The organism is Hungatella sp. SB206 (genome assembly GCF_051132295.1).
Lineage (GTDB): Bacteria > Bacillota > Clostridia > Lachnospirales > Lachnospiraceae > Hungatella > Hungatella effluvii.
Genome location: NZ_CP096603.1, coordinates 6,921,768 through 6,945,425, shown reverse-complemented (window position 1 = coordinate 6,945,425; position 23,658 = coordinate 6,921,768). Strand labels below are relative to the sequence as shown.

General features: G+C 50.7%; 22 protein-coding genes and 1 riboswitch. Of the genes, 15 read left to right on the top strand and 7 right to left on the bottom strand.

The annotated features are described in order from the left end of the window. Positions 1–68 precede the first annotated feature (68 nt). From zwf to M1L66_RS30960, 3 genes are all read right to left on the bottom strand, one after another. Entirely contained in the window at positions 69–1,466 is a 1,398-nt protein-coding gene (gene zwf, locus M1L66_RS30970; protein ID WP_434689501.1) for a glucose-6-phosphate dehydrogenase, read from the bottom strand. Beyond that, positions 1,456–2,907, bottom strand: a complete 1,452-nt coding sequence (gene gndA, locus M1L66_RS30965; protein WP_434689499.1) for an NADP-dependent phosphogluconate dehydrogenase — start codon at positions 2,905–2,907, stop codon at positions 1,456–1,458. The genes zwf and gndA overlap by 11 nt, the downstream gene beginning before the upstream one ends. A gap of 105 nt (positions 2,908–3,012) precedes the next feature. Next, the gene (locus M1L66_RS30960) at positions 3,013–4,002 is read right to left on the bottom strand and encodes a lactonase family protein (RefSeq protein ID WP_434689497.1); all 990 of its coding nucleotides are present in this window, start codon (positions 4,000–4,002) and stop codon (positions 3,013–3,015) included. Between the two features lie 167 nt (positions 4,003–4,169). On the opposite strand from M1L66_RS30960, the gene M1L66_RS30955 reads away from it, so the two are divergent. From M1L66_RS30955 to M1L66_RS30940, 4 genes are read left to right on the top strand one after another with little or no spacing between them, the layout of a single operon-like run. Next, positions 4,170–4,817, top strand: a complete 648-nt coding sequence (locus M1L66_RS30955; RefSeq protein ID WP_117502830.1) for an ABC transporter permease — start codon at positions 4,170–4,172, stop codon at positions 4,815–4,817. After that, positions 4,814–5,716 (top strand): glycine betaine ABC transporter substrate-binding protein, encoded by a 903-nt coding sequence (locus M1L66_RS30950; protein ID WP_434689494.1) that lies wholly within the window; start codon positions 4,814–4,816, stop codon positions 5,714–5,716. The genes M1L66_RS30955 and M1L66_RS30950 overlap by 4 nt, the downstream gene beginning before the upstream one ends. A 15-nt stretch (positions 5,717–5,731) precedes the next feature. Next, positions 5,732–6,505 carry an ABC transporter ATP-binding protein gene (locus M1L66_RS30945; protein ID WP_434689492.1) on the top strand — a complete coding sequence of 258 codons (774 nt, stop codon included), beginning with the start codon at positions 5,732–5,734 and terminating at the stop codon, positions 6,503–6,505. After that, the gene (locus M1L66_RS30940; protein ID WP_002605032.1) at positions 6,498–7,106 is read left to right on the top strand and encodes an ABC transporter permease; all 609 of its coding nucleotides are present in this window, start codon (positions 6,498–6,500) and stop codon (positions 7,104–7,106) included. Before M1L66_RS30945 ends, M1L66_RS30940 begins: the two co-directional genes overlap by 8 nt. A gap of 14 nt (positions 7,107–7,120) precedes the next feature. On the opposite strand, the gene M1L66_RS30935 is transcribed toward M1L66_RS30940, so the two are convergent. Beyond that, complete coding sequence (locus M1L66_RS30935) at positions 7,121–8,059, bottom strand: AraC family transcriptional regulator (protein ID WP_002605031.1); 939 nt, start codon at positions 8,057–8,059, stop codon at positions 7,121–7,123. A 304-nt stretch (positions 8,060–8,363) separates the two neighbouring features. On the opposite strand from M1L66_RS30935, the gene M1L66_RS30930 reads away from it, so the two are divergent. The 3 genes from M1L66_RS30930 to galE are packed head-to-tail and all read left to right on the top strand — an operon-like array spanning position 8,364 to position 11,436. Further along, the gene (locus tag M1L66_RS30930; RefSeq protein ID WP_055653181.1) at positions 8,364–9,293 is read left to right on the top strand and encodes a nucleotidyltransferase family protein; all 930 of its coding nucleotides are present in this window, start codon (positions 8,364–8,366) and stop codon (positions 9,291–9,293) included. Continuing rightward, positions 9,293–10,399 carry a phosphotransferase enzyme family protein gene (locus M1L66_RS30925; protein ID WP_187020546.1) on the top strand — a complete coding sequence of 369 codons (1,107 nt, stop codon included), beginning with the start codon at positions 9,293–9,295 and terminating at the stop codon, positions 10,397–10,399. The genes M1L66_RS30930 and M1L66_RS30925 overlap by 1 nt, the downstream gene beginning before the upstream one ends. A gap of 20 nt (positions 10,400–10,419) precedes the next feature. Beyond that, on the top strand, positions 10,420–11,436 hold the full coding sequence (gene galE, locus M1L66_RS30920) for a UDP-glucose 4-epimerase GalE (RefSeq protein ID WP_055653183.1): 1,017 nt from the start codon (positions 10,420–10,422) through the stop codon (positions 11,434–11,436). A 52-nt stretch (positions 11,437–11,488) separates the two neighbouring features. Here galE and M1L66_RS30915 read toward each other — a convergent pair whose 3' ends face one another. The 3 genes from M1L66_RS30915 to M1L66_RS30905 form a co-directional block, all read right to left on the bottom strand. Further along, a complete protein-coding gene (locus M1L66_RS30915) occupies positions 11,489–12,931 on the bottom strand; it encodes a hypothetical protein (protein ID WP_434689488.1) in 1,443 nt (480 codons plus the stop codon). A gap of 87 nt (positions 12,932–13,018) precedes the next feature. Then, positions 13,019–13,408, bottom strand: coding sequence for a GntR family transcriptional regulator (locus tag M1L66_RS30910; RefSeq protein WP_187020543.1), 390 nt, complete (start codon positions 13,406–13,408; stop codon positions 13,019–13,021). 121 nt (positions 13,409–13,529) lie between these two features. Next, positions 13,530–14,447, bottom strand: a complete 918-nt coding sequence (locus M1L66_RS30905; RefSeq protein ID WP_117633496.1) for an exopolyphosphatase — start codon at positions 14,445–14,447, stop codon at positions 13,530–13,532. A 205-nt stretch (positions 14,448–14,652) separates the two neighbouring features. Further along, a riboswitch (SAM riboswitch) is annotated at positions 14,653–14,783 on the top strand. Positions 14,784–14,961: 178 nt separating this feature from the next. Between M1L66_RS30905 and metK the strand changes: the two genes are divergently transcribed. The 8 genes from metK (at position 14,962) to M1L66_RS30865 (ending at position 23,654) form a co-directional block, all read left to right on the top strand. Then, entirely contained in the window at positions 14,962–16,149 is a 1,188-nt protein-coding gene (metK, locus tag M1L66_RS30900; RefSeq protein ID WP_187020541.1) for a methionine adenosyltransferase, read from the top strand. Positions 16,150–16,434: 285 nt separating this feature from the next. Beyond that, the gene (locus tag M1L66_RS30895; RefSeq protein WP_187020540.1) at positions 16,435–17,097 is read left to right on the top strand and encodes a hypothetical protein; all 663 of its coding nucleotides are present in this window, start codon (positions 16,435–16,437) and stop codon (positions 17,095–17,097) included. A 21-nt stretch (positions 17,098–17,118) separates the two neighbouring features. Further along, on the top strand, positions 17,119–17,754 hold the full coding sequence (locus M1L66_RS30890) for a hypothetical protein (RefSeq protein ID WP_187020538.1): 636 nt from the start codon (positions 17,119–17,121) through the stop codon (positions 17,752–17,754). A gap of 105 nt (positions 17,755–17,859) precedes the next feature. Beyond that, complete coding sequence (locus M1L66_RS30885) at positions 17,860–19,356, top strand: sensor histidine kinase (protein WP_187020537.1); 1,497 nt, start codon at positions 17,860–17,862, stop codon at positions 19,354–19,356. Beyond that, entirely contained in the window at positions 19,353–20,042 is a 690-nt protein-coding gene (locus M1L66_RS30880; RefSeq protein WP_002605020.1) for a response regulator transcription factor, read from the top strand. Before M1L66_RS30885 ends, M1L66_RS30880 begins: the two co-directional genes overlap by 4 nt. A 15-nt stretch (positions 20,043–20,057) precedes the next feature. Further along, positions 20,058–20,831, top strand: coding sequence for a DUF6062 family protein (locus M1L66_RS30875; protein ID WP_187020535.1), 774 nt, complete (start codon positions 20,058–20,060; stop codon positions 20,829–20,831). A gap of 262 nt (positions 20,832–21,093) precedes the next feature. Beyond that, positions 21,094–22,215, top strand: a complete 1,122-nt coding sequence (locus tag M1L66_RS30870; protein WP_434689483.1) for a GntR family transcriptional regulator — start codon at positions 21,094–21,096, stop codon at positions 22,213–22,215. Then, on the top strand, positions 22,212–23,654 hold the full coding sequence (locus M1L66_RS30865; protein WP_434689481.1) for an ABC transporter substrate-binding protein: 1,443 nt from the start codon (positions 22,212–22,214) through the stop codon (positions 23,652–23,654). The genes M1L66_RS30870 and M1L66_RS30865 overlap by 4 nt, the downstream gene beginning before the upstream one ends. Positions 23,655–23,658: the final 4 nt, after the last annotated feature.

Genomic DNA, 23,658 nt, shown 5'->3' with positions numbered 1-23,658 from the left:
TGGAGAAAGAGGCCATCTGATGGCTTCTTTCTCCATTTCTTCTTTTGTGAACTGTACCATGGCACTCCTTATTCCAGCCAGTGGTGGCCAAAGGTGTTTAAGAGCGTTTCCGCCTCCCTGGGGCCGCGGGTTCCGGGAAGATAGGGGTGCAGCGGCAGATTCCGGGAGGCCGCAAGCAGTTTTAACTGTTCAATGTAGTTCCAGCTGATCTCGATCTGATCCCACTGGGAAAACCAGGAACGCTCGCCTTCGATGCAGGCGGTGAGGAGCCGTTCGTAGGCCTCAGGTGTATTGACCTGATTTTCTAAAATACAGTTCTGACAGAAGTCCATGCTGGCGGTCACCACCTCTTCCGAATCGCCCGGACGTTTGATGTTAAAACGGAGATAGATGCCTTCCGTCGGCTGAATCTTGATCAGAAGAATATCGGGCTCTGTTTCGGGATCGGGGCGGCGGAAGATGACTGACACCTCGGTTTCACGCAGGCCGGTCCTCTTGCCGGTGCGGATATAGAAGGGCGTCCCGTTCCAGCGGTCATTGTCGATAAAGAGACGCATACAGGCATAGGTTTCCGTACCGGATTCCGGGGATACCAGAGGTTCGCTTCGGTAGCCGTCGTACTGTCCCAGGATGAGGGACTGCTCCAGATCTTCCGGCGTCACCGGCTTAAGTGCCCTTAAGACCTCCAGCTGGCGTGCGTGCATCTCCTCGCTTGTAAATGCGCCGGGCCGTTCCATTGCCAGGATGGACAGTATCTGAAACAGATGGTTCTGCACCATGTCCTTGAGGGCCCCGCTGGCATCGTAATAGCCGCCGCGGTTTTCTACCCCCACGTCCTCCAGTGCGGAGATTTCCACTGCCTCGATCATTTCCCCGTTCCAGGCATTTGCGAAGACCGGGTTGGAAAAACGGATTGTCTGTATGTTTCGTATCATTTCTTTGCCGAGATAATGGTCGATGCGGTAGATGTTTTCCGGGCCAAAGCACGATTCCAACTGCCGGTTTAACTCTTTTGCTGAGGAAAGCGTTTCTCCGAACGGCTTTTCAATGATGATTTTTCCTTCTTTTAAATTGGAAATCGTCTTCAGACCCGCCGCAATGACGGAAAAAAAGCGGGGGGCGACGGCAAGATAGAAGATATGGGACGCAGCCTGCAGTGCCTCATACGCTTGTCCCAGTCCTTCATAGGCTGTCCCGTCGGAAAAATCCATACGGTAATACTCCAGATGCCCGGCAAAGTCTGCAAAGGACTCCTCCGAATAGGGGAGGCGGGAGAATCTGCGGATCCAGTCCCGGGCCAGGGCGGTATAGGAGGCGGTATCGTAATCACGGCGGCCGATCAGAAGGATTTTGCTGCGGGCGGGCAGCTTTCTGGTCCGGCTCATGGTATACAGAGCCGGAAGCAGCTTGCGAAAGGTCAAATCGCCGGTTCCGCCGAAGATGGTAATGCAGGTGTCATACTTCATGGCCGGCCCTCCATTCGTGATGGAATATGCCTTTCCTGTCAGTGCGCTCAAATGTATGTGCGCCGAAGAAGTCGCGCTGCGCCTGAATCAAATTGGCTCCGGACGCTTTCGCGCGGAAGCTGTCTAAATACGAAACTGCGTTAAAGAATGCCGGAACAGGCAGACCCGAGGAGACAGCCAGGCCTGTGGTCTTCCTTAAATTCTCCTGGTACCGGTTGATGCGGGATAAGAAGAAATCGTCAAAGATCAGACTCTCCAGCTCCGGATACTTTAAAAAGGCTTTGGTAATGTCGTTTAAAAACTCGGCCTGAATAATGCAGCCGGCGCGGAAGATGGAAGCGATGGTGCCGAGATCTAAATTCCAGCCAAAACGGTGGGAGGCATCCTGCATCAGCGAGAATCCCTGGGCGTATGCGATGATTTTACCCGTATAGAGCGCCTCGCGGACCATTTCTGCAAAAGCCTGCTTGTCTTCGACGGCCGTGACTGCCGGTGCATGGATGAGGGAAGATGCCTTTTGGCGCCGCTCCAGATGGTTTGACATGACGCGGGCATTGCAGGCAGCGGTGATCATGGAGATATCGACGCCCTGTTTCAGGGATTCGATGCTGGCCCAGCGGCCCGTTCCCTTCTGTCCCGCACTGTCGAGAATATGATCGATGATATCCCCGTCAGCCATGTCGTCGGCTTCGAGGAAAATGTCGGCGGTGATTCCGATGAGATAGCTGTGCAGTTCTCCCTTGTTCCAGGTGCGGTATATGTCCGCCAGCTCCCGGTTGGTAAAGCCGCCGGCGTACTTGAGCAGGAGGCAGGATTCGGCGATCAGCTGCATGTCGGCATATTCGATGCCGTTATGAACCATTTTTACGTAATGTCCGGCGCCCTCAGGGCCGATATAGGCGCAGCAGGGTTCATTTTTTGTCTTAGCTGCAATGGTTTCAAGGATCTGCTGAACCGATTCATAGGCTTCACGGGAACCGCCGGGCATGATGGAAGGGCCGAACCGCGCGCCTTCCTCCCCTCCGGATATACCGACGCCGAGGTAGCGCAGCCCCTTTTCTTTCAGCAGCGCCGCGCGGCGGTTCGTGTCTCCAAAGTAGGAATTACCGCCGTCCATGATAAAATCACCTTCATCCAGAAGCGGAATCAGCTGATCGATCACGGCATCCACGGGCGCGCCGGCCTGAATCATCAGCATGATCTTTCGGGGCCTTCGAAGGGCGGAAACCAGTTCGGGCAGACTGAAAAATGGGATCAGATTATGATGCGGATGTTCTTCCATGACCTTCTGCGTGACTTCAGTACTGCGGTTATAGCCCGCCACCTGGAAGCCGTGATCAGCCATGTTCAGGGCGAGGCTGCGCCCCATGACGGACAGGCCGATCAGGCCGATATCCAAAAGCTCGGGAGTGGGTTCTGTCTTCTTTAAATTTTCTTTCATAGGTTGTACGTTCCTTTCTTTAAAAGCTGTCAACAATGGGTGAGCGATTCGTTTAGACCGCCAGGGCCTCGACCTCAGGAGCCGGGACTACGGCCGGGGGAGAACCTAGGCCTCAGGAGCCAGGACCACGGACACGGCCTCGGGAGCCGGGACTCTGGAACACAGTTCGGTAAGCATGCCGGTGTCAGGATCCAGCCGGAAGCTTACCAGGCCGCCTTCATAGCGGTTGACTGCGAGCAGAAATTTACTGTCACCGGTGATTATGAAATCTCTGGGATAGCTGCCGCCGCTTTCCGTCTGCTGAATCATTTCCGCCTCAAAGCCATGCAGCCGGTAAACGGTGATGAGGTCCGCGTGCCGGGTTGACAGATAGAGAAAGCGTTCATCGGGAGAGAGGCGGATGGCCGCGGATATGGCGGCCGGAGACCAGACTCTGCCCTCCGGAAGCAGCTTTTGTACGCTCTTTAATGTGAACTGGGGGCCGTCTCCGGCCTCGTACAGGAACAATTCATTGGAGAGTTCGCTGACGAGGAAAAAACGTTTGTGGGCCTGGTCGAAGACGCCGTGTCTTGGGCCGGTGCCCTTCGGGAACGTGATGGAACCGGCTTCTGCAAAGTCGCGGTCCATATCGAACAGCAGGATCCGGTCACGAAGAAGGCAGGGAACCATCATAATGCGGCCATGAAACAGAATCTGGTGACAGCCGGCTTTATATCCGGTCTCTATGCGTTTGTAAAGGGGGATGCCGCCAGGTTCTTTCCGGTAAATGAGGATGCTGCCCTCATGGTAATTAGCCGTATAGATAAATGCGTCATCCTGAATGACGTAACAGGCGCTTCCTGTCTCCTCGAATAATTCGCCTGTCAGCCGCGGGCGCTCTCCTGCGGTATCAATAAGGCAGACACCAGCTTTCCCGTCTTTTACGATGGGGGAGGCGAGCTGCCCGTGATATAGGGACAGGTATTTGGAATCGGGTGCTGTATAATACAATTCCGGTCCGGTTATGATACCCGTATCAGAATCAAACTGAAAACGGTAAATACCGTCACTTTGCGCAGAGAAGTATGTTCCGAGATAACCATTTTGTACTTGCAAACTTTTGCCTCCTGACTTATAATAAAATATGTAATAAAAATAGTTACAGTTTCTGACTGTTATTATAATGATTACAGTTAAGGATGTCAATGGTTTTTCCTATAATATCTATAGGAAAGGAGGAGATTAATACGATATCACTCATTTGGGAGTATTTTGGCAGTCATATGGGAGACTATCTTACCGTGCTCCGGGAGCACGTGGTGATCAGTCTCATGGCGCTGGCCATATCCGTGCTTCTGGGAATATCCATAGGATATGTCTGTGTCCGCACTCCAAAGCTGGAAAAATGGCTGGTTGGGACATTTCAGACCCTGCGTATCGTTCCCAGCCTGGCGATCCTGATTCTGCTGATTCCATTGCTGGGAACAGGAGTGAAACCGGCTCTGGCAGCTTTGGTATTGCTGGCGGTTCCGCCCATACTGCTCAATACAGTTACAGGGTTGACGGAAGTGCCGGATTTTATGCTGGAAACGGCGAGAGGATTGGGAATGACAGAAAAGCAGGTGATGTTCCGCGTGAAGTTTCCGATGGCATTTCCCCTCATCATGACCGGTGTGAAGACCGCCATGATCGAGATCGTGGCCAGTGCCGCCCTTGCGGCTAAGATCGGAGCGGGCGGGCTTGGCGGCCTGATATTTACCGGCCTGGGCTTAAACCGCCTGGATCTGCTTCTGGTGGGAGGCATCTCCGTGGCTCTGCTGTCCCTTGCATCGGGAGCGATTCTGGATGGAATCGAAAAAATGCTGACGCCGTATCTTAGGACGGCGCCGCGCAGAAGGAATATAAGAGAGAGAAAGAGAGGAATCATATGAAAACACAGAATAGAATCAAGAAAATAGCTGCCCTGGCTCTTGCCGGCGTGATGGCGGCAGGACTGACCGCGTGCGGGGGATCCGCTTCCGGAGGGGAGACCATCCGGGTGGGCTCCAAAGATTTCACTGAGAGCCTGGTGGTCTCGGAAATCTATGCGCTGGCCCTGGAGAATGCCGGTTATAAGGTGGAAAGAAAACAGGATATCGCGGGATCGGTCGTTCATACATCTCTGATTAATAATGAGATTGATCTGTATCCGGAGTACACGGGAACTGGTCTGCTTTCGATTTTACAGATGGACATGATAACGGATCCGGAGGAAGTATACCGGACGGTTAAGGATGAATATGAGAAGCGTTTCAGCGTGACATGGCTGGATTATTCGAAGGCGAACGACGGACAGGGACTGGTGATCCGGACGGATGTGGCAAAACAGCTGGGGATCAGCACCATTTCTGATTTACAGGAGCATGCTCCGGAACTGCGCTTCGCCTCTCAGGGTGAATTTGATGCGAGAGAGGATGGCCTCCCGGCGCTGGAAAATAAGTACGGCACTTTTGACTGGAAATCCAGCCGTGTATATGACGGCGGCTTGAAGTATGAGGTGCTTTTAAATGGAGAAGCCGATGTGGCGCCTGCCTATACGACCGAAGGGCAGCTGGCAGAGAAGGACAAGTTTATGCTTTTGGAAGACGACAAACAGGTGTGGCCTCCGTATAATCTGGCTCCGGTGGTCCGTGACGACATACTCGCAAAGAATCCCGAGATTGCGGATATCTTAAATAAGATCAGCGCATCTCTGGACACGGATACGGTTACCGCGCTGAATGCAGAGGTAGATGTGGACAAACGGGAGTATGAGGAAGTCGCCCGGGAATATTACGATACGATTAAGTAAGGAGAGGAGGGACTCATGTCTCAGACTGCCATTGAATTTCAGAATGTAACGAAACAATTTGACAATGCCGCTCTTCCTTCGGTGGATCAGGTCAGCCTGACCATCAAAGAGGGCGAGTTTATAACGATTCTCGGATCATCTGGAAGCGGAAAAACCACTCTTCTGAAGATGGTAAACCGCTTATATGAGCCGACAGGCGGAAAGATATTTCTGTTTGGCGAGGACATATCCACGGTGGATGTGGTAAAGGTGCGCAGACGGATCGGTTACGTCATACAGCAGATCGGTCTTTTTCCTCACATGACCATAGCGGATAACATCTCCGTGGTTCCCAAACTGCTCAACTGGGATAAGAAACAGACCGACGAGCGGGTGGATGAGCTCCTTAACCTGGTGGGACTCCTTCCGGAGGAGTTCAAACACCGGTATCCATCCCAGCTGTCCGGCGGCCAGCAGCAGCGTGTGGGGCTGGCCCGGGCGCTGGCGGTGAATCCGAAGATTATGCTTCTGGATGAGCCGTTTGGAGCGATCGACGCGATCACGCGCATGAAGCTGCAGGATGAGCTTCTTCGAATCCACGGAGGGCTTAAGAGGACCTTCCTGTTCGTGACTCACGATATCAACGAGGCGTTCAAGCTGGGAAGCCGCGTGATTGTGATGAATGAGGGAACGGTCAGGCAGTTCGATACTCCCGCCCGTATCGTGAAGAATCCGGCGGATGACTTTGTGGCCTCCCTGATCCGATCGGCCAGGGAGCAGGAAGAATTCTGGAGGATGACCATTGATTGAATATGCGTTAAAATATCCCGAGAAACTGTATGGGGCGCTGGGCCAGCATCTGGTACTGGTCGGCGTCACGCTGGTGCTTTCTCTGGTGCTGGCGGCCGTGCTGACCGTCTGCGCCATGTATTATAAGACCGTGTCGAATGCCCTGGTCCATCTGTTTTCCGTAGTCTATTCGATCCCGAGTCTGGCCATGTTCGCCATGCTGATTCCCGTGACAGGGCTGGGAACAAAAACGGCTTTGATTGTACTTACGCTTTATAACCAGTACCTGCTCCTGCGCAATTTTACGGCAGGCTTAAACGGCGTCGATTCCGCCATCATCGAGGCGGCCGCAGGAATGGGGATGACGACCATGCAGATCCTGTTAAAGATCCGCCTGCCTCTGGCAAAACGGTCCATCTTTACAGGAATCCGCCTCGCCATTGTCTCGACTACCGGAATCGCCACGATCGCGGCTACCATCAACGCCGGCGGCCTGGGCACAATCCTTTTTGACGGCCTCCGGACGCTGAACGTGGTGAAAATACTCTGGGGAACCGTGCTGTCCGCAGGGCTGGCCATCGCGCTAAATGCAGGGCTGGAGCGGATTGAGAGGAGACTTTAGACGGCGGCGTGCGGTCAGCTGTTCACGCCGTCATCCGGTTGGCTCCGGCTCCCGAACGAACTGTATTCCGACAGGCGTCGTATGGAGGTGGCGTACTCGGAAGGCGTCATCCCCGTCAGCTTCTTAAACTGTCTGGAAAAGTAGTGTACCGAGGTATAGCCGAGCCGGTCTGATATCTCAGTAAAATTCAAGTGATTGTCGCGGATCAGCTGTTTGGCTGTTTCGATCTTCATGGAAGAGAAATAGTCGATCACCCCGCACCCGTGCGCCTCCCGGAAAATCTTCTGGAGCTGGGAACGCCCTGTCAGCGTATCGTGGCAGATGGTATCGATGGAGAGACGCTCTCCGATGTGTTCCTCCATGTAGCGCACGATCCGGCTGTAGGCGTCGCTCTTAATGCGGACCTCCGGCTGCCGCCGGGGCCCGAACTGTCCCGGATTCTCAAAATATCTGCGGTAGAGATGAATGATCAGTTCCTCCAGATAATTGGCGATCATCTGCTCCGCCCCGAATGCCGGAGGGGCGGACTGCCGTACCAGTTCTTCCTGATAAGGGTCGTCCATCCGGCCGGAAAATGCGTTGCGGGCTTCTATAATAATTCTCGCCAGCAGTTCCCGTTCCGTCTCTGAAACGGTGAGCATTTTCCCTTCAAACGCCTTCATGCAGGGGGAATGACACTCAAATCCAATAACCACCAGGTTCGGCGCCACTTCTCCGTTAGTAATGATGTTATGGAATTCACCCGGTTTGTGGAAGATAATATTTCCACGTTTCAGAGGGACTCTTTTTTCTCCGGCCATTACGTCAATCACGCCCTTGTCCACACAGACAAATTCCCAAAAATCATGACTCTCACCCGGAAATGAGAAATTACTCATATATTCGAAATAGTGTATGGAAATGACTTTGCGCACAACGGCGCTGGTCCGGAGCACCGTACTCTTGTATTCCATGAACGCCTCCTTTCAGACTGTACGTACCATTCACAGCCCGCGCCACCCCCTGTTTCCCGCCCTGTCCCGGACTGTGAACGGCAACGGCTGTACCTGTGTGAAATGTGAAACGACTCCGTTTCGTGTTTACAGTATATCATATTCTGTGGTAAAATAGTAAAATGTGTACGATAATGCAAATAAAATAGCAGATAGTGCAAATATATTTTCCTGTGTATTCACTATACTGGAGTTAGTAAAACGTGTTCGGCAATCAAGTCACTACGGACTGCCGGGGCGAGTTGAAAATAAGGAGGTAGTTGCGATGACTAAGAAACCAGTTCTGGTAATTATGGCAGCAGGGATGGGGAGCCGTTACGGCGGTCTTAAGCAGATTGACCCGGTAGACCCATACGGTAACAAGATCATTGACTTTTCTATTTACGATGCGGTGGAAGCCGGATTCGAGAAGGTGGTATTCATTATTAAGAAGGCCATCGAAAAAGAGTTTAAGGAGCAGATCGGAGACCGCATGGCGAAATACGTGCAGGTGGAATACGTGTTCCAGGAGCTTGATAAGCTGCCGGAGGGCTACAGCGTACCGGAAGGCCGTGTGAAGCCATGGGGAACGGCTCATGCGATCCTGTGCTGCAAGGATGCGGTAGACGGACCGTTTGCAGTGATCAATGCCGATGATTACTATGGCAAGAGCGCATTTAAATCCATTTATGACCAGCTGGTTGAATATTCAGACAACGAAAAGTATCAGTACACAATGGTGGGCTACAAGCTTTATAACACTCTGACAGAGAACGGACATGTGGCGCGCGGCGTCTGCACCACGGACGAGAGCAGCCATCTGGTGGATATCCACGAGAGAACCAGAATTGAAAAGCACGGTGACATCGCGGAATTTACAGAGGATGACGGTGCGACCTGGACGGAACTTCCGGAGGAGACCATCGTTTCCATGAATATGTGGGGCTTTACGGCCAGTGTCTTAAAGGAGATCGATGCCAGATTTGCCGCCTTCTTGGATCGTGAACTGCCAAAGAATCCGATTAAATGCGAATATTTCCTGCCATTTGTGGTAGATGAACTGTTAAAAGAGGGGAAAGCCGACGTGACGGTGCTGAAGAGCATTGACCGCTGGTATGGAGTTACTTATAAAGAGGACAAGGAAACGGTTGTAAACGCCATAAAGGGGCTCAAGGAAGCCGGATTCTATCCAGAAAAATTATGGGAGGAAGCGTGATGGGAGACGCACAGTGTGGTAAAATCAGAGAGGCCATCGGCCTTTTAAGCTTTGAAGGGGAACCGATTTCCTGGGAACGCTACGGAAGCGGTCACATCAATGACACGTTTCGGCTGGTATGCAGAGACGGGGAGAAGGAGCATTTATACATACTCCAGAGAATCAACCATGAAATCTTTACCGATCCGGTGTCTCTGATGAGAAACATCGCCGGCGTCACTTCCTTCCTGCGTGAGAAAATCATCGCACAGGGCGGTGATCCGTACCGTGAGACATTAAACATCGTAAAGTCCAGAGACGGCAAAGATTACGTGACAGACAGCGACGGAAATTACTGGAGAGGTTACTTATTTATCTCTGGCGCCACCTGCTTTGACAAGGTGCGCAATCCAGACGACTTCTACCAGAGCGGTAAGGCGTTCGGCCATTTCCAGCGTCAGCTGGCCGAATATCCGGCAGAAGAGCTGACGGAGACAATTGTAAACTTCCATAACACACCGGTCCGTCTGGAGACATTTAAGAAGGCGGTGGAAGAGGATGTGTGCGGACGCGCTCATCTGGTGGAAGAGGAGATCAAGTTTGTCATGGATCGCGCCGATGAGGCCGGAGCTGCCATGAACATGCTGAAGGAGGGAACGCTTCCGCTCCGCGTAACCCATAACGATACGAAGTTAAACAATATCATGATTGACGATGTTACGGGTGAGGCCCTGTGCATCATCGATCTGGATACCATTATGCCGGGACTGTCCATTTTCGATTTCGGGGACTCCATCCGTTTCGGCGCCAATACAGCCGATGAGGATGAGCCGGATGTCAGTCTTGTTTCGCTGTCCCTTCCGCTGTATGAAATCTATACAAAGGGATTCCTGGAGGGATGCCAGGGCAGCTTAACCCAGGCGGAGCGCAATATGCTCCCTATGGGTGCAAAACTCATGACCTTTGAATGCGGTGTGCGTTTCCTGACTGATTTCCTGCAGGGTGACACGTATTTCCGTATCAGCCGTGAGAATCATAACCTGGACAGAACCAGAACCCAGTTCGCTCTCGTCGCCGACATGGAGAAGAAGTGGGCCGATATGGAAGCGATCGTGTGTAAATATTAAGGATATCAGGAGGAAAATAAATGAGAATTTTAGTGACCGGAGGCGCCGGATATATCGGAAGCCATACATGTGTGGAACTGCTGAATCAGGGACAGGAAGTCGTTGTTGTCGATAATTTATGCAACTCTTCAGAGGAATCCTTAAACCGGGTAAAACAGATTACAGGAAAAGATGTGACCTTTTATAAGGCAGATTTACTTGATAAGGCTGCTATGGAGGAGATCTTCAGCAAAGAGACAATCGATGCGGTGATCCATTTCGCCGGCTTAAAGGCAGTAGGCGAATCCGTGGCAAAGCCGCTGGAATATTACCATAACAATATTACCGGCACGCTCGTTCTGTGTGACGTGATGAGAAACCATGGCGTGAAGAAGATCATTTTCAGCTCCTCAGCTACCGTATACGGAGACCCGGCGTTCGTTCCGATTACCGAGGACTGCCCGAAGGGAAAGATTACCAATCCATACGGCCAGACGAAGAGTATGCTGGAGCAGATTTTGACTGATTTACATACCGCGGATCCGGAATGGAGCGTGATTTTACTCCGTTACTTCAATCCGGTGGGAGCTCATAAGAGCGGTTTGATCGGAGAAGATCCGGCAGGTATTCCGAACAATTTAACTCCATACATCACCCAGGTTGCCGTAGGCAAACTGAAGGAAGTGGGCGTATTCGGCAATGACTACGATACACCGGATGGAACGGGTGTCCGTGACTACATTCACGTCGTGGATCTGGCCATCGGCCACGTAAAAGCAGTCGATAAACTGGCTCAGTCCGAGCCGGACGTACGCATCTACAATCTGGGAACCGGCAAGGGCTTCAGCGTGCTTCAGATGATCGAGGCATTCTCCAAAGCCTGCGGAAAACAGATTCCATACGCAATCAAGCCAAGAAGACCTGGCGATATCGCCGAGTGCTACGCGGATGCGGCGCTTGCTAAGAAGGAACTGGGCTGGGAAGCAGAAAGAGGAATTGACGAGATGTGCGAGGATTCCTGGAGATGGCAGTCCAATAATCCGAACGGATACAGATAAGATTGATCCCGGGAAGAAGAGATTCTTCCCGGGATATTTATTTCCGCGAGGGTCACGGTGACTCGTGGGCAGAGCTTGCGGGTGATCGTGACGGATTTTTCAGGCTGTCATACCACGCCTCCACTTCTCCCGGCGTTTTGCTGTTGATAAACACGGTGTATTCCGGCAGATAAATGGCCAGTATAGGCCGGACATTCCTGTATATATACAGCCGGCATTCACCGGTTTGATTCCCGTAGAATTTGCCGAGAAGATAGCCGCCTGTGGCGGCGCCGTTGGTCCTGCGTAGCGGTTCTTCCGGGAGGCTGTCGAGGAGCTCCGCCTCCAGAATGTCGTCTCTGGAAAAGGAGATATCATACATTCCCGCGGTCACCTCCACGTTGGCGCCGCGGAGGGAAAGCTGCGGCTGCACAAAATCCATCCGCACAAAGACGGCGCAGATCCAGACGAGGAGAAGGACGGTCCCCGCTGTTATGGTGCCGGTTATGGCTTTTGCAGCCGGTTTTGCCATGTTCATGCTGAAGTTGGCGCTGCACATCCGGTCCTGAACGAAGAAACGTTTATCGTCAGGATTACTGTACCAGCCATTTTTCCAGTACAGGTCATCGTCTACCAGGAGCGGTGAGCGGTCGGCGGACAGGATATCATTCCGTTTATTTTCCAGCCATAGGATGGAGGCAGTAATCAATACGATCACAGTGATCTGAATGGCCAGGAAGAGGAATAATTCCAGTGTAGTTGTCGAACCGCGTACGGCCAGCGGAATCAGCAGAATGGCCATGGAGAGAAGCATAAGGTAATTGGAGGCGATCCACATCCCGGACCAGACACGCTTCGTTAAACGGTTGACTGCCAGATTGATCTTACTGTCATTGCTGTATACCACATTTTCCCGGTGACTGTACCAGACGTGTACGAACCAGAATATCGCTTCCATAAGAAGAACAGCGCCTGGCAAAAGAAAGCGCAGATAGCTGTCTCCGAAATATTCCCGGAGATGAGGAAGGAAAAACAGCGCCAGGATGCTGGCCAGAATTACCGGTAAGTGCCACCAGTGGGAAAACGGCAGCTTTTCAGACACGGAGGAGACTGAGGTATCCACGATCACCGTCCGGACGGGCTCGCCTACTATCCATTTCTTAGAAACTTTCAGGCTATACATGCGGCGGTGGGCAAAAATTAGGAGCCCCATGGACACGATGCAGAATTCCAGGAGCCAGAGTGTCCAAACGATCATAAAGATGGAAAGATGTCCCAGGGAGAGAAGCGCAGCTCCCGTTCCTGCCACCAGATTGATGACGTAAAAATTCCGGTTTACTTTCCTGTAATGAGCGGTTAATGAAGCGGTGTCTTCATCCAGAACCGCCGATTCCGGGACATGGACACCAAATATCATGCCTTCCCGGTAGCGGTGTTTGCCGCCGTATACTGCGGCAGAGATTCCTACGATGCTCCAATCTGTGATTAAGAAAATGACAAATAGTGCAAAATCCATGTCTGTCCCTCCGTTGTTTCTGTCAGTGCTCTTATAAATGTGTCCTTATGAGCGTGTCCTTATGAATGTGTCCTTATAAACGTGTCCTTATGATGGCTCGATCGCCGGTTCCATATGCGCAAAAATTTCTTCGCAGATCGTCAGAAATTCCTTCTTATCCATTCCCTTTAAGCAGGCTTCCGCTCCAATCAGCTCCAGCTCTTCCTTTAGTTTTTCACGGTACTGTAAAGTCGTGTCCTTCATCGGACGCACGGTCGCGCCGTTTCTCCGGTCTATCTCGATAAAGCCCTCCGCACGGAGAATCTGATAAGTCTTGTTTACCGTCATGGTATTGACACCCGCATCGAGGGCCAGCTGACGTACCGTGGGAAGTTTTTCACCAACTTTCAGTTCCCCTCTTCCAATTCCGGTAACAATCTGGTTCCGCAGCTGGACGTATATGGGGACAGTGCAGGCCGTATTCAGACGAATAATCATGGAATAACCCCCTTTCTGAAATAAGTATTATTTGTATTATATATAGTAATACAAATAATACTTATTGTCAATAGAAATAGAAACGGCCGCCGGACAATTCCGACGGCCATTCGTATGACTGTTACAGGGTTGGATAAACCAGTTCATGCAGAAGTTTAGGAAGCTGCTCTTCCATGGTTTCATCGCCAAACTGGCAGGTGCCGACGTTCTTGTGACCGCCGCCGCCGTATTTTAACATCAGGCTTCCGACATCGAGAGATGCGGTGCGGTTTAAGATGCTGTAACCGACTGCGACAGAGCAGCCGATGCCGCCCTTTCCATTGACGATCCATGCGGAAATATTCTGCTCCGGATACATGCTGTAGATCAGGAAACGGTTGCCCGTATAGATGGGATCGACTCCCCGCAGGTCTGAGATGATCACATCCTGTTCCACTCTGGTATGTTCGGAAATCATGGCCATGAATTTCTCTGTCTGCTCAAAATAGACCTCGATCCGCTCCTGTACATCCGGAAGATTTAAGATTTCCTCGGTGTTCATGGTGCGGCAGGCGTCGATCAAACGCTCCATTAACTGGTAGTTGGAGATTGTAAAATTTCTCCAGCGTCCCAGGCCGGTTCTCGGGTCCATGAGAAAGCCGATCAGTATCCAGCCCTTCGGATTCTGGATTTCATCGATGGTGAGGTGACCGGAGTCCACCTTGTCCACGGCCTCCATCATCTCATTAAAATGAGAGAAACGCTCATTTCCGCCGTAGTATTCGTAGATAATCCTGGCACAGGAAGGGGCCAGACGGCTCTCTCCTTTGTATTTACCTTCCAGCTCGAGTCTCTCGAACTCGCTGGAATGATGGTCGAACCAAAGGCCGCAGCCTTCTACAAAGGGGACATTTGCCAGACAGTCATCCTCTGTGATCTCGACGAGACCGTCCTGTAAGTCCTTCGGATGAGCAAATTTCCAATGGTCGATGACGCCTGCCTCTTTTAGAAGAGCGCCGCAGACGAGACCATCAAAGTCAGAACGTGTTACTAATCTCATGGTTTCATTTCCTCCTGCTTTTGACATTTTCGTACATTTTATGTAATTACTGTCTCTATCATATCACTTTTGAGGGCGGATGAACAGTAAATAAAAAAGTTTGCATCCTATGAAAAATGCTTGACAAGGCTTCCTTCATACGATAATATTAATATCGCAACAGAAGTAACAGGAAACAGAATAACAATTGAAAAGTACGTAATATCCCTTATTCAGAGTGATGGAGATAAAAGGATCTGTGAAGTCACGGCAACCCCGGCCTGAATGGCGCACATTGGTGTGCAGTCAGGAGAGGGCGGAAGGTGCCAACCTGAGCGAGAAATCGAGCAATAAGAGGATTTGATACATGATTTATCAAGTCCGCATTGCTGCGGGCTTTTCTTTTTGTTATTCCCGCGGACAACGAGCCAAAGTCAATCTTGTTTGAATTTGGCGACTGCCGTGAGGGTTGGAAAACCGGCAGCTGGCTGCAGGCTATCTGACTCCCCCATGTACATAAGGAGGAAATGACAACATGGAGAAATTATTATTTACATCCGAGTCCGTGACGGAAGGCCATCCGGACAAAATGTGCGACCAGATTTCCGATGCGATTCTGGACGAGATGTTAAAGCAGGACCCGATGAGCCGTGTGGCCTGTGAGACTTGCTGTACCACAGGTCTTGTACTGGTTATGGGTGAGGTGACCACTCACGCATACGTGGATATCCAGAAGGTAGTCCGCGAGACGATTCGCCAGATCGGCTATGACCGCGCGAAATACGGCTTTGACTGCGATACCTGCGGTGTGGTCGTATCCCTGGATGAACAGTCCCCGGATATCGCTATGGGCGTAAACAAGGCTCTGGAAGCGAAGGAACACACGATGTCTGAGGCTGAGCTGGATGCAATCGGCGCCGGCGACCAGGGCATGATGTTCGGTTTTGCCAGCAATGAGACGGAAGAGTATATGCCTTATCCGATCGCCCTGGCTCACAAACTGGCGCTGCAGCTGACGAAGGTGCGCAAAGACGGCACATTAAAGTACCTGCGTCCGGATGGAAAGACTCAGGTTACGGTGGAATACGATCAGAATGGCCGTCCGATCCGTCTGGAAGCAGTGGTTTTATCGACCCAGCACGACGAGGCCGTTACTCAGGAACAGATTCACAAGGATATCAAAGAGTATGTATTTGACGCTATTATCCCGGCTGATATGATCGATGAGGAGACCAAGTTCTTCATCAACCCGACAGGACGTTTCGTTATCGGCGGACCGCAGGGAGACAGCGGACTGACAGGAAGAAAGATCATCGTAGACAGCTACGGCGGATATGCGCGCCACGGCGGCGGCGCCTTCTCCGGTAAGGACTGCACCAAGGTAGACCGTTCAGCGGCTTACGCGGCCCGCTACGTGGCTAAAAACATGGTGGCGGCAGGTCTGGCGGATAAATGCGAGATTCAGCTGTCCTATGCCATTGGTGTGGCACATCCGACTTCCATCATGGTGGATACGTTCGGAACAGGTAAGTTAAGCAATGATAAACTGGTTGAGATCATCCGTGAAAACTTTGACCTCCGTCCGGCGGGAATTATCCGCATGCTCGATCTTCGCAGACCACTTTATAAGCAGACTGCCGCATACGGACATTTCGGAAGAAATGATCTGGATCTGCCGTGGGAGAAGCTGGATAAGGTGGAGCTTTTGAAAAAGTATTTATAAATGGAATAACGCGATCATTCCGGTGTCCGGCCGGGGTGGGAAATTAGTGAGAAAAGACAGGTGAGAAAGAATTGGCAAAGCGTTTCAAAGCGCTTGAAAGATTCTTTTTCACCTGTTTTTGTGTGATAATCCGCCAGGGACTGACAAGTGACTATCCTCTGGAGCGCCGCCGCGTGACTTTCCGCCATGAATATGTTATAGTCAGCTCAACAGATTATTAGAGGAAAATAAGGGATACATGAGCGTACAAGGACGTATGGTATCCATGAGAATGGAGGAATCGCAATGGGCTGTGACATACATCTCTTTGCAGAAGGGTATACCGCCGATGTTCGTGGCAACACGCTCTGGAACAGGGAGCCCGGTAACCGGCGCTGGAAGAACATTGAACACTGGTATCGGGACGATGTGTGGGCGGATTTAAGGATTCAGGGCGATGGCGGCTTCAGCCGTCGTGATTTGATCGATGGGCACCGCGATTATGGGTTGTTTTATCTGCTGGCCGGAGTCCGGGGAGAAGAGGAGGAAAGCTCCTGGCCCCCGATTGCGAAGCCGCGAGGCCTGCCGGAGCAGATGGACGACCTGGTTTTTCGCTATGAAACAGACGAGATGGAGATCGGAAGCATTGACTGCCACGATCTCTCCTGGCTGACGCTGCGAGAACTGAAGGAAAGCGGCTACGGAGGACGGATGCCGTTAAAAGGCTGGGTCAGGGAAGAGGACTACGAGAAAATGCTGGAGTTTGATGCGGCCGGGAAACCTTACCAGCTGGCGTTCATTGATGAAAAGAGCAAGGAGACACCGGATGCCGGGCTGGTCTACCGGGAATGGCTGGGGTACTTAAATCTGAACCTGACCATGCTGATCAGCCGGCTGGAGGCGCTGAAAGAGGAGTGGAGAATCAAAAGTGACGATGAGGTACGCATCGTGTTCTGGTTTGACAATTAGAGAGAGGCGGTGAGACCGGTTATGCCGGCATACTTTAGTGTGGTTTTTCAGTTTCGGAGAAAAGATCTGTATCCAGGTTTTGTATCAGATTTTTACCGTGATCTGGGGCAGGCTGGCTTTGCATTTCAGAGCGGATGCTATGAGGCGGAAAATATGAGTTTTGAAGAGATTGTCCGCTATAATCAGGCGCGCCTGGACGATAATTTTGAGTTGGGATACGAGGAGGATGGCAGGAATGATTATAAGCAGGTCTATTTCAGCCATCTGGAATATGAGGAGGTCCGGGGCTTTTGGATGAATTTCCGCGGAATCCGGGAAATCCGTTTTTGTCTCCTTATTCCGGAGTGGGAGATGATGGAGTGCGAAACGCTCTGGTATTTTAAAATGAAAAAACTCGCTCCGGTACAGCGCATGGCAGTATTGATGTGGTCCCGGGGCAGTGCGGCCGCAATTCAGACGGAACTGGAGCTGGATGACGGAGCCGTGAGAATGAGCGCACTCCAGAGCGGCGCAGAACCGTCAGTCAGACCATTTGCAGTGATTCCGGCCGCATGCGGCGGACATGCATACGTAAATCAGTACACGGTTCGGAATCTGGAGGCAAACGGCCTTCTGCTGACCGATGAAATGATTACAGAAGGGAACGGCAGTTTATAAAGGGACAGGCAAATTTTATAATAGTTTTATAAATGCGGTCTTCATTCTGTGTTATAATATTTTTGTATAAAATGGAATACTATAAGCAGAGGAGAGACGCACGTTGTGAAACTAAAATTAAGAACACGTCTGGCGGTCGCTTTTGTGATCATTACCGTGGTGCCGCTGGCGCTGATTTACGCGGTTGTGGCGGGACTCAGCAATTATCAGATGAAATCGTTCCGCAAGGCGTATAATTTAACGGAGCAGGTAAATCTCTTTTCCGGCAATTCCCTTCAGATTTTTAACCGGATGACGCAGGTTGAACAGAAAGAAATCGAGAAGATTTTAGACAGCAGCCCGGAGAAGTTTAGTGATATGGAATATATGCAGAAGCTGAATGAAAAGCTGTCGAATAAATATGCATATATGATTGTACGAAAAGACGACCAGATCGTATTTGACGGAAACAGTCATGTGACTCAGGAGCTCCTCGATCAGCTGCCCAAGTATGAAGACGTGGACAGCAGCATCGACGGAGCCATCTATCTGGATGGGGATACGCAGCATCTGGTCAAGCAGATGGATTTCCTTTACCCGGATGAGGGAAAGGGCAGTGTGTTCATTGTATCCAATGTAGACGGACTTCTTCCGGAGATCAAGGCCATGATGGCGGAGATGCTTCTGGCGGTAATACTGATCATCGTGTTTACGGACGCGATCCTGATGATGTGGGTCTACAGTTCTGTGGTACACCCGCTGGGGCGGCTCCAGGAGGCCACGAAGAAGATCAGGGACGGCAATCTGGATTTTGCACTGGAAGTGGAGAATGACGACGAGATCGGCCAGCTGTGCCAGGATTTCGAAGAGATGCGCATGAGGCTGAAGGAGAACGCGGAAGAGAAGATCCAGTATGACAAGGAAAATAAAGAGTTAATCAGCAATATTTCTCACGATTTAAAGACCCCGATCACAGCCATCAAGGGCTATGTGGAAGGGATCATGGACGGAGTGGCGTCCTCACCGGAGAAGTTAGACCGGTATATACGGACCATTTATAATAAGGCGAATGACATGGATAAGCTGATCGATGAGCTGACGTTCTACTCAAAGATCGATACGAACAAGATCCCGTATACATTTTCCAAGATCAATGTGGCAAGCTACTTCAGAGACTGTATCGACGAGGTGGGGCTGGAGATGGAAGCGAGAAATATCGAACTGGGATATTTCAACTATGTGGACGAGGACGTGATGGTCATCGCCGACGCGGAGCAGATGAGACGTGTCATCAACAATATTGTCAGCAATTCAGTGAAGTATATTGACAAGAAGAGCGGAATTATCAATATCCGCATCAAGGATGTGGGAGATTTTATCCAGATTGAGATTGAGGATAATGGAAAAGGCATTGCGGCCAAAGATCTGCCCAACATTTTCGACCGGTTCTACCGGACAGACTCTTCCAGGAACTCCTCTCAGGGTGGAAGCGGTATCGGGCTTTCTATCGTAAAGAAGATTATCGAGGACCACGGCGGAAGGATCTGGGCGACCAGCAAGGAAGGGATAGGCACAGAGATACACTTTGTGCTGAGAAAATATCAGGAGGTTATTGCAGAATGAGCAGGATACTGATTATTGAAGACGAAGAGAGTATTGCAGAGCTCGAGAAGGATTATCTGGAACTGAGCGGCTTTGAGGTGGAGATTGAGAATGATGGAGAAGCCGGACTTACGAAGGCTCTTCATGAAGACTTCGATCTGCTGATTCTGGATCTGATGCTTCCGGGCGTGGATGGATTCGAGATATGCCGTAAGGTCCGGGAAGTGAAGAATACCCCGATTATCATGGTATCTGCGAAAAAAGAGGATATCGATAAGATCCGCGGCCTGGGACTGGGCGCCGACGATTACATCACGAAGCCATTCAGCCCAAGTGAGATGGTGGCCCGTGTCAAGGCTCATCTGGCCAGATACGAAAGACTGATCGGAAGCGGAACTCCGGATAATGAGATTGTCGAGATCCGCGGCCTGAAGATTGACAAGACCGCGAGACGCGTGTGGGTCAACGGAGAGGAAAAGAGCTTTACGACAAAGGAATTTGATTTGCTGACCTTCCTGGCACAGAATCCGAACCACGTGTTTACCAAGGAAGAGCTGTTCAGCAAAATCTGGGACATGGAATCCATCGGAGATATCGCCACAGTCACGGTTCATATTAAGAAGATCCGCGAGAAGATCGAGTTTAATACGGCGAAGCCGCAGTATATCGAGACGATCTGGGGCGTGGGATACCGGTTCAAGGTGTAAGACGGGGCGATAACAATGAAGGAAAAACTATATGAAATACCAATGAATGACGCGATGGATGCGGATGACGAATGTCCATTCTGTTACGTGGAACGGAAAACGGAGCAGGAGTTAATGGACTTTGTCCTGGGTTCCTGTGCCTCGTATATGGAGAGTGATACGAGGGAAGCGACGGACAAGGCGGGATTCTGCCGGGTCCATCAGAAGAAGATGTTTGATTATGGCAATGCATTGGGGAACGGATGGATTTTAAAGACGTATTATAAGAAACTGATTCAGGAGATGAAGTCCGAGTTTAAGGATTATGCGCCGGGAAAAACCTCCATGATGGACCGGATTACGGGAAAGGCTGGAAAACGGGACAGCGTGAATGGGAATCCCATTGAAAAATGGGTGAACGAAAAGGAACGGACCTGCTATATCTGTGATCGTTTTAATCAGGTCTATGAGCGATATATCGCCACATTTTTTCATCTGTACAAAAAGGACGCGGCCTTTCGGGAAAAGGTTAAGAACGGGAAGGGCGTCTGTCTCCATCATTTTGCGGAGCTGTGCGCAGGGGCGGACCGGTATTTAAACGACGCCGAACGCAGAGACTTTTATCCCATGATTTTTGATGTGATGCAGCGCAACATGGAGCGCCTGTCCGCGGATGTGGACTGGTTTATTGAAAAATACGATTACTTAAACCGTGATGCAGACTGGAAGCAGTCTAAGGATGCCATTCAGCGGGGCATGCAGAAGATCCGCGGCGGATATCCGGCGGATCCGGTTTACCGTATGAAATAGGATATAGGTTGTGCCGAATCATATAGGAAATAGAATACAGGATATGCCTGTCAGAGATGGACATATTAAACAAAAAGCGGCCTGCCTATCGGAATGATAAACAGGCAGCTTTTTTACGTATAAAGACAGGGAAAAATAGTCGAAAATTATACGATATAAACGAAAAAAATATAGTTATTTCACTTTAATTGACACTAATTACTAAAGGTGCTATGTTAAAAACAAAGCTGACCGTCAGATTTTTAAACCAGGAGGAACGGGTATGGAAAATGAAATGTACCGCTATCAGAAAGTGAAGCAGGATCTTCTGCAGGAGATCAGGCGCATGGCCCCGGATTCCAGACTGAAGTCCAGGCCGCAGCTGGTAAAACAGTATGATGTGACCAGGACTACCATAGACAAAGCCATTTCAGAGCTGATTGGGGAGGGATACTTATACGCAAAAAATGGAAGCGGTACCTTTGTTTCCTCAGGCCGGATGCAGGAACCAGAAAATATGTTTCCGTCTGCCAGCTGGGGGGTAATCATTCCTGATATTCGAAAGGATGTTTACCCGGGCATGGTGAGAGGTATCGAGGATGTGGCAAATCGTTACAATATCAATGTGATAATAGGAAATACGGATTATGAGATGGATAAGCAGGATGAGTATATCAGCAAATTCATCAGGTCCGGTATCGGAGGGCTTATTATCGTTCCCACCATCCATGAATCCGGGCGTATTACCATGTTTTCTGAGGCCAGAGCGGCGGGAGTCCCCATTGTCTTCTGCAACAGAGGGGTATCCGGCTTCGAGGCGCCGCTGGTGCTGTCCAATGATTTTTATGGTGCGTATATTGCCACAAAGCACGCAATTGGCAGCGGGTATCAAAAGATTGCATTTTTAGCCCGGTATTGGTATTCCACCTCCAGGGCGCGCCTTCAGGGATATTTAAGCGCGATGACGGAACACGGGTTGATACCGGAGGAAATATATTACAGTTACAACGGGCAGAACAAGATTGATGTGGAAAAGGCAGCGGAGGAACTGCTGGCGAAACCGGGACGTCCCGATGCGATCATGTGCTTTAACGACAATATTGCAGAAATTGTATACCGGGCTGCAGAGCGGATGAGACTTTCCGTGGGATGCGATTTAGGCCTGATCGGCTATGATAACACGGCTGTATGCGAACAACTGCCCGTCAAGCTGACTTCGGTCAGCTTCAAGACTTATGAGATAGGAGAAAATGCAGCAAATCTTCTGCTGGACATTACCAATGGACGTCAGATATCCGAGAAAAAGATGGTAGTACTGCAGCCGGAACTTGTGGTTCGTCAGAGCTGCTCGGGCAGATGCCGCCGGTCAGGAGAGGAGCCAGCCAGATTGGAGGAGTTTATATGAGAAGGAGTATTTCAATTATAGTGGCGATGAGTATGGTTTTGTCGCTGTGTGCATGCGGCAAAGCAGATGTGAAGGCAACAACTGCCGGGACGGCGGCGGAGACAAAGACGGAGGCCGCAGTAAAGGAGAAAGCATCGGAGACTGCGGCGGAGGCAGCCCCGGAAGAAGAGTCAGGGCTTCCTGAAGGACCGGTGGAAATCCAGATGTGGACAGATTTTAACGTCAGCGAAGAGGTTCTGCAGGGAGTGATTGAACGGTTCGAAGAAGCCTATAAGGACCTGAATTACACTGTCGTTCTGGATAAGTTCGCGGGTTCCGACCGGGCGACGAAGCTGTCACTGGCAAAGGAATCAAAGACTTTGCCGGCCCTGTTCCTGTCTGCATGGTTTACCACCGCAGATGAAGTACATCAGGGAAACATTCTCGATATCGATGAGATTGCACAGACAGCAAAGAGCGACATCTATCCATCCGCTTACGATGCGACATGCATCAACGGGAAGAGTTATATGATTGGATTATACCAGTCGTATTTCGGGCTGCTTTATAATGCAGATTATTTCAAAGCGGCCGGCCTTGAGGAATTTGTTCCTGAGGACGAGCTGGAAATCGCGGCGTGGAAGCTTTCTGATTTCCAGGATAAGATTCTGCCGGCGTTAGGAGAGCAGTTTAAGGGGACGGAAAAATATCCGCTGGGGCTGTTTGCGGCTTCCGTACAGGCAGATACCCACATGATGAACTGGCTCAGTATGTATGGCGGCCAGATGTGGAAGGATGGGAGAAGCAATTCCGGTTCCGATGAAAATGTAATAAAAGCCCTGGATACCATGAAGGCATGGACGGACGCGGGATATACCAATACGGATGTCGCCACCAAGGATGGCACCGAAGTAATGCCGGATTTCCAGAACCAGCTCTGTGCCATTTCCCATGGACAGTATACCAACTATGTGGCCACCAAAGGAAAGATCGATTCCGGAGAGATCGGAAAGTTCGATGTCAGACTGGCTTCCGTACCTGTGGAAGACAATGGAACCGACAGAAATATTATGGCCAGTTACATATACGGAGCCTGTATTATGAATAACGGGAAAGAGGATGAAATCGAGGTGGCAAAGGAATTTTTGCGCTGGCTCCTTCAGGATAAAGAAAGCCTGAAGGCAATCAATACTGCCGGTACACCGTGTTTCCCGTCCATTGCAAAGGCCACAGAGGCGGAGCATCCAATTTACGCGTCTTATGAAAAAATGTCAGGAAATCTCTGGGATTTCACAGGAAACGTTCCAGGCTTTGTAGAGACGAGGAAGGATTTATTTCCTGCGATTCAGTCCGTATATTCGGGGGAGAAGACGGCGGCCGATGCTTTGGCAGAGTATTCTGAGAAGGCAAACAGAGTAATTGATGAATACGCACAGAATTCTCTGGTATTGAATCCATAAGCAG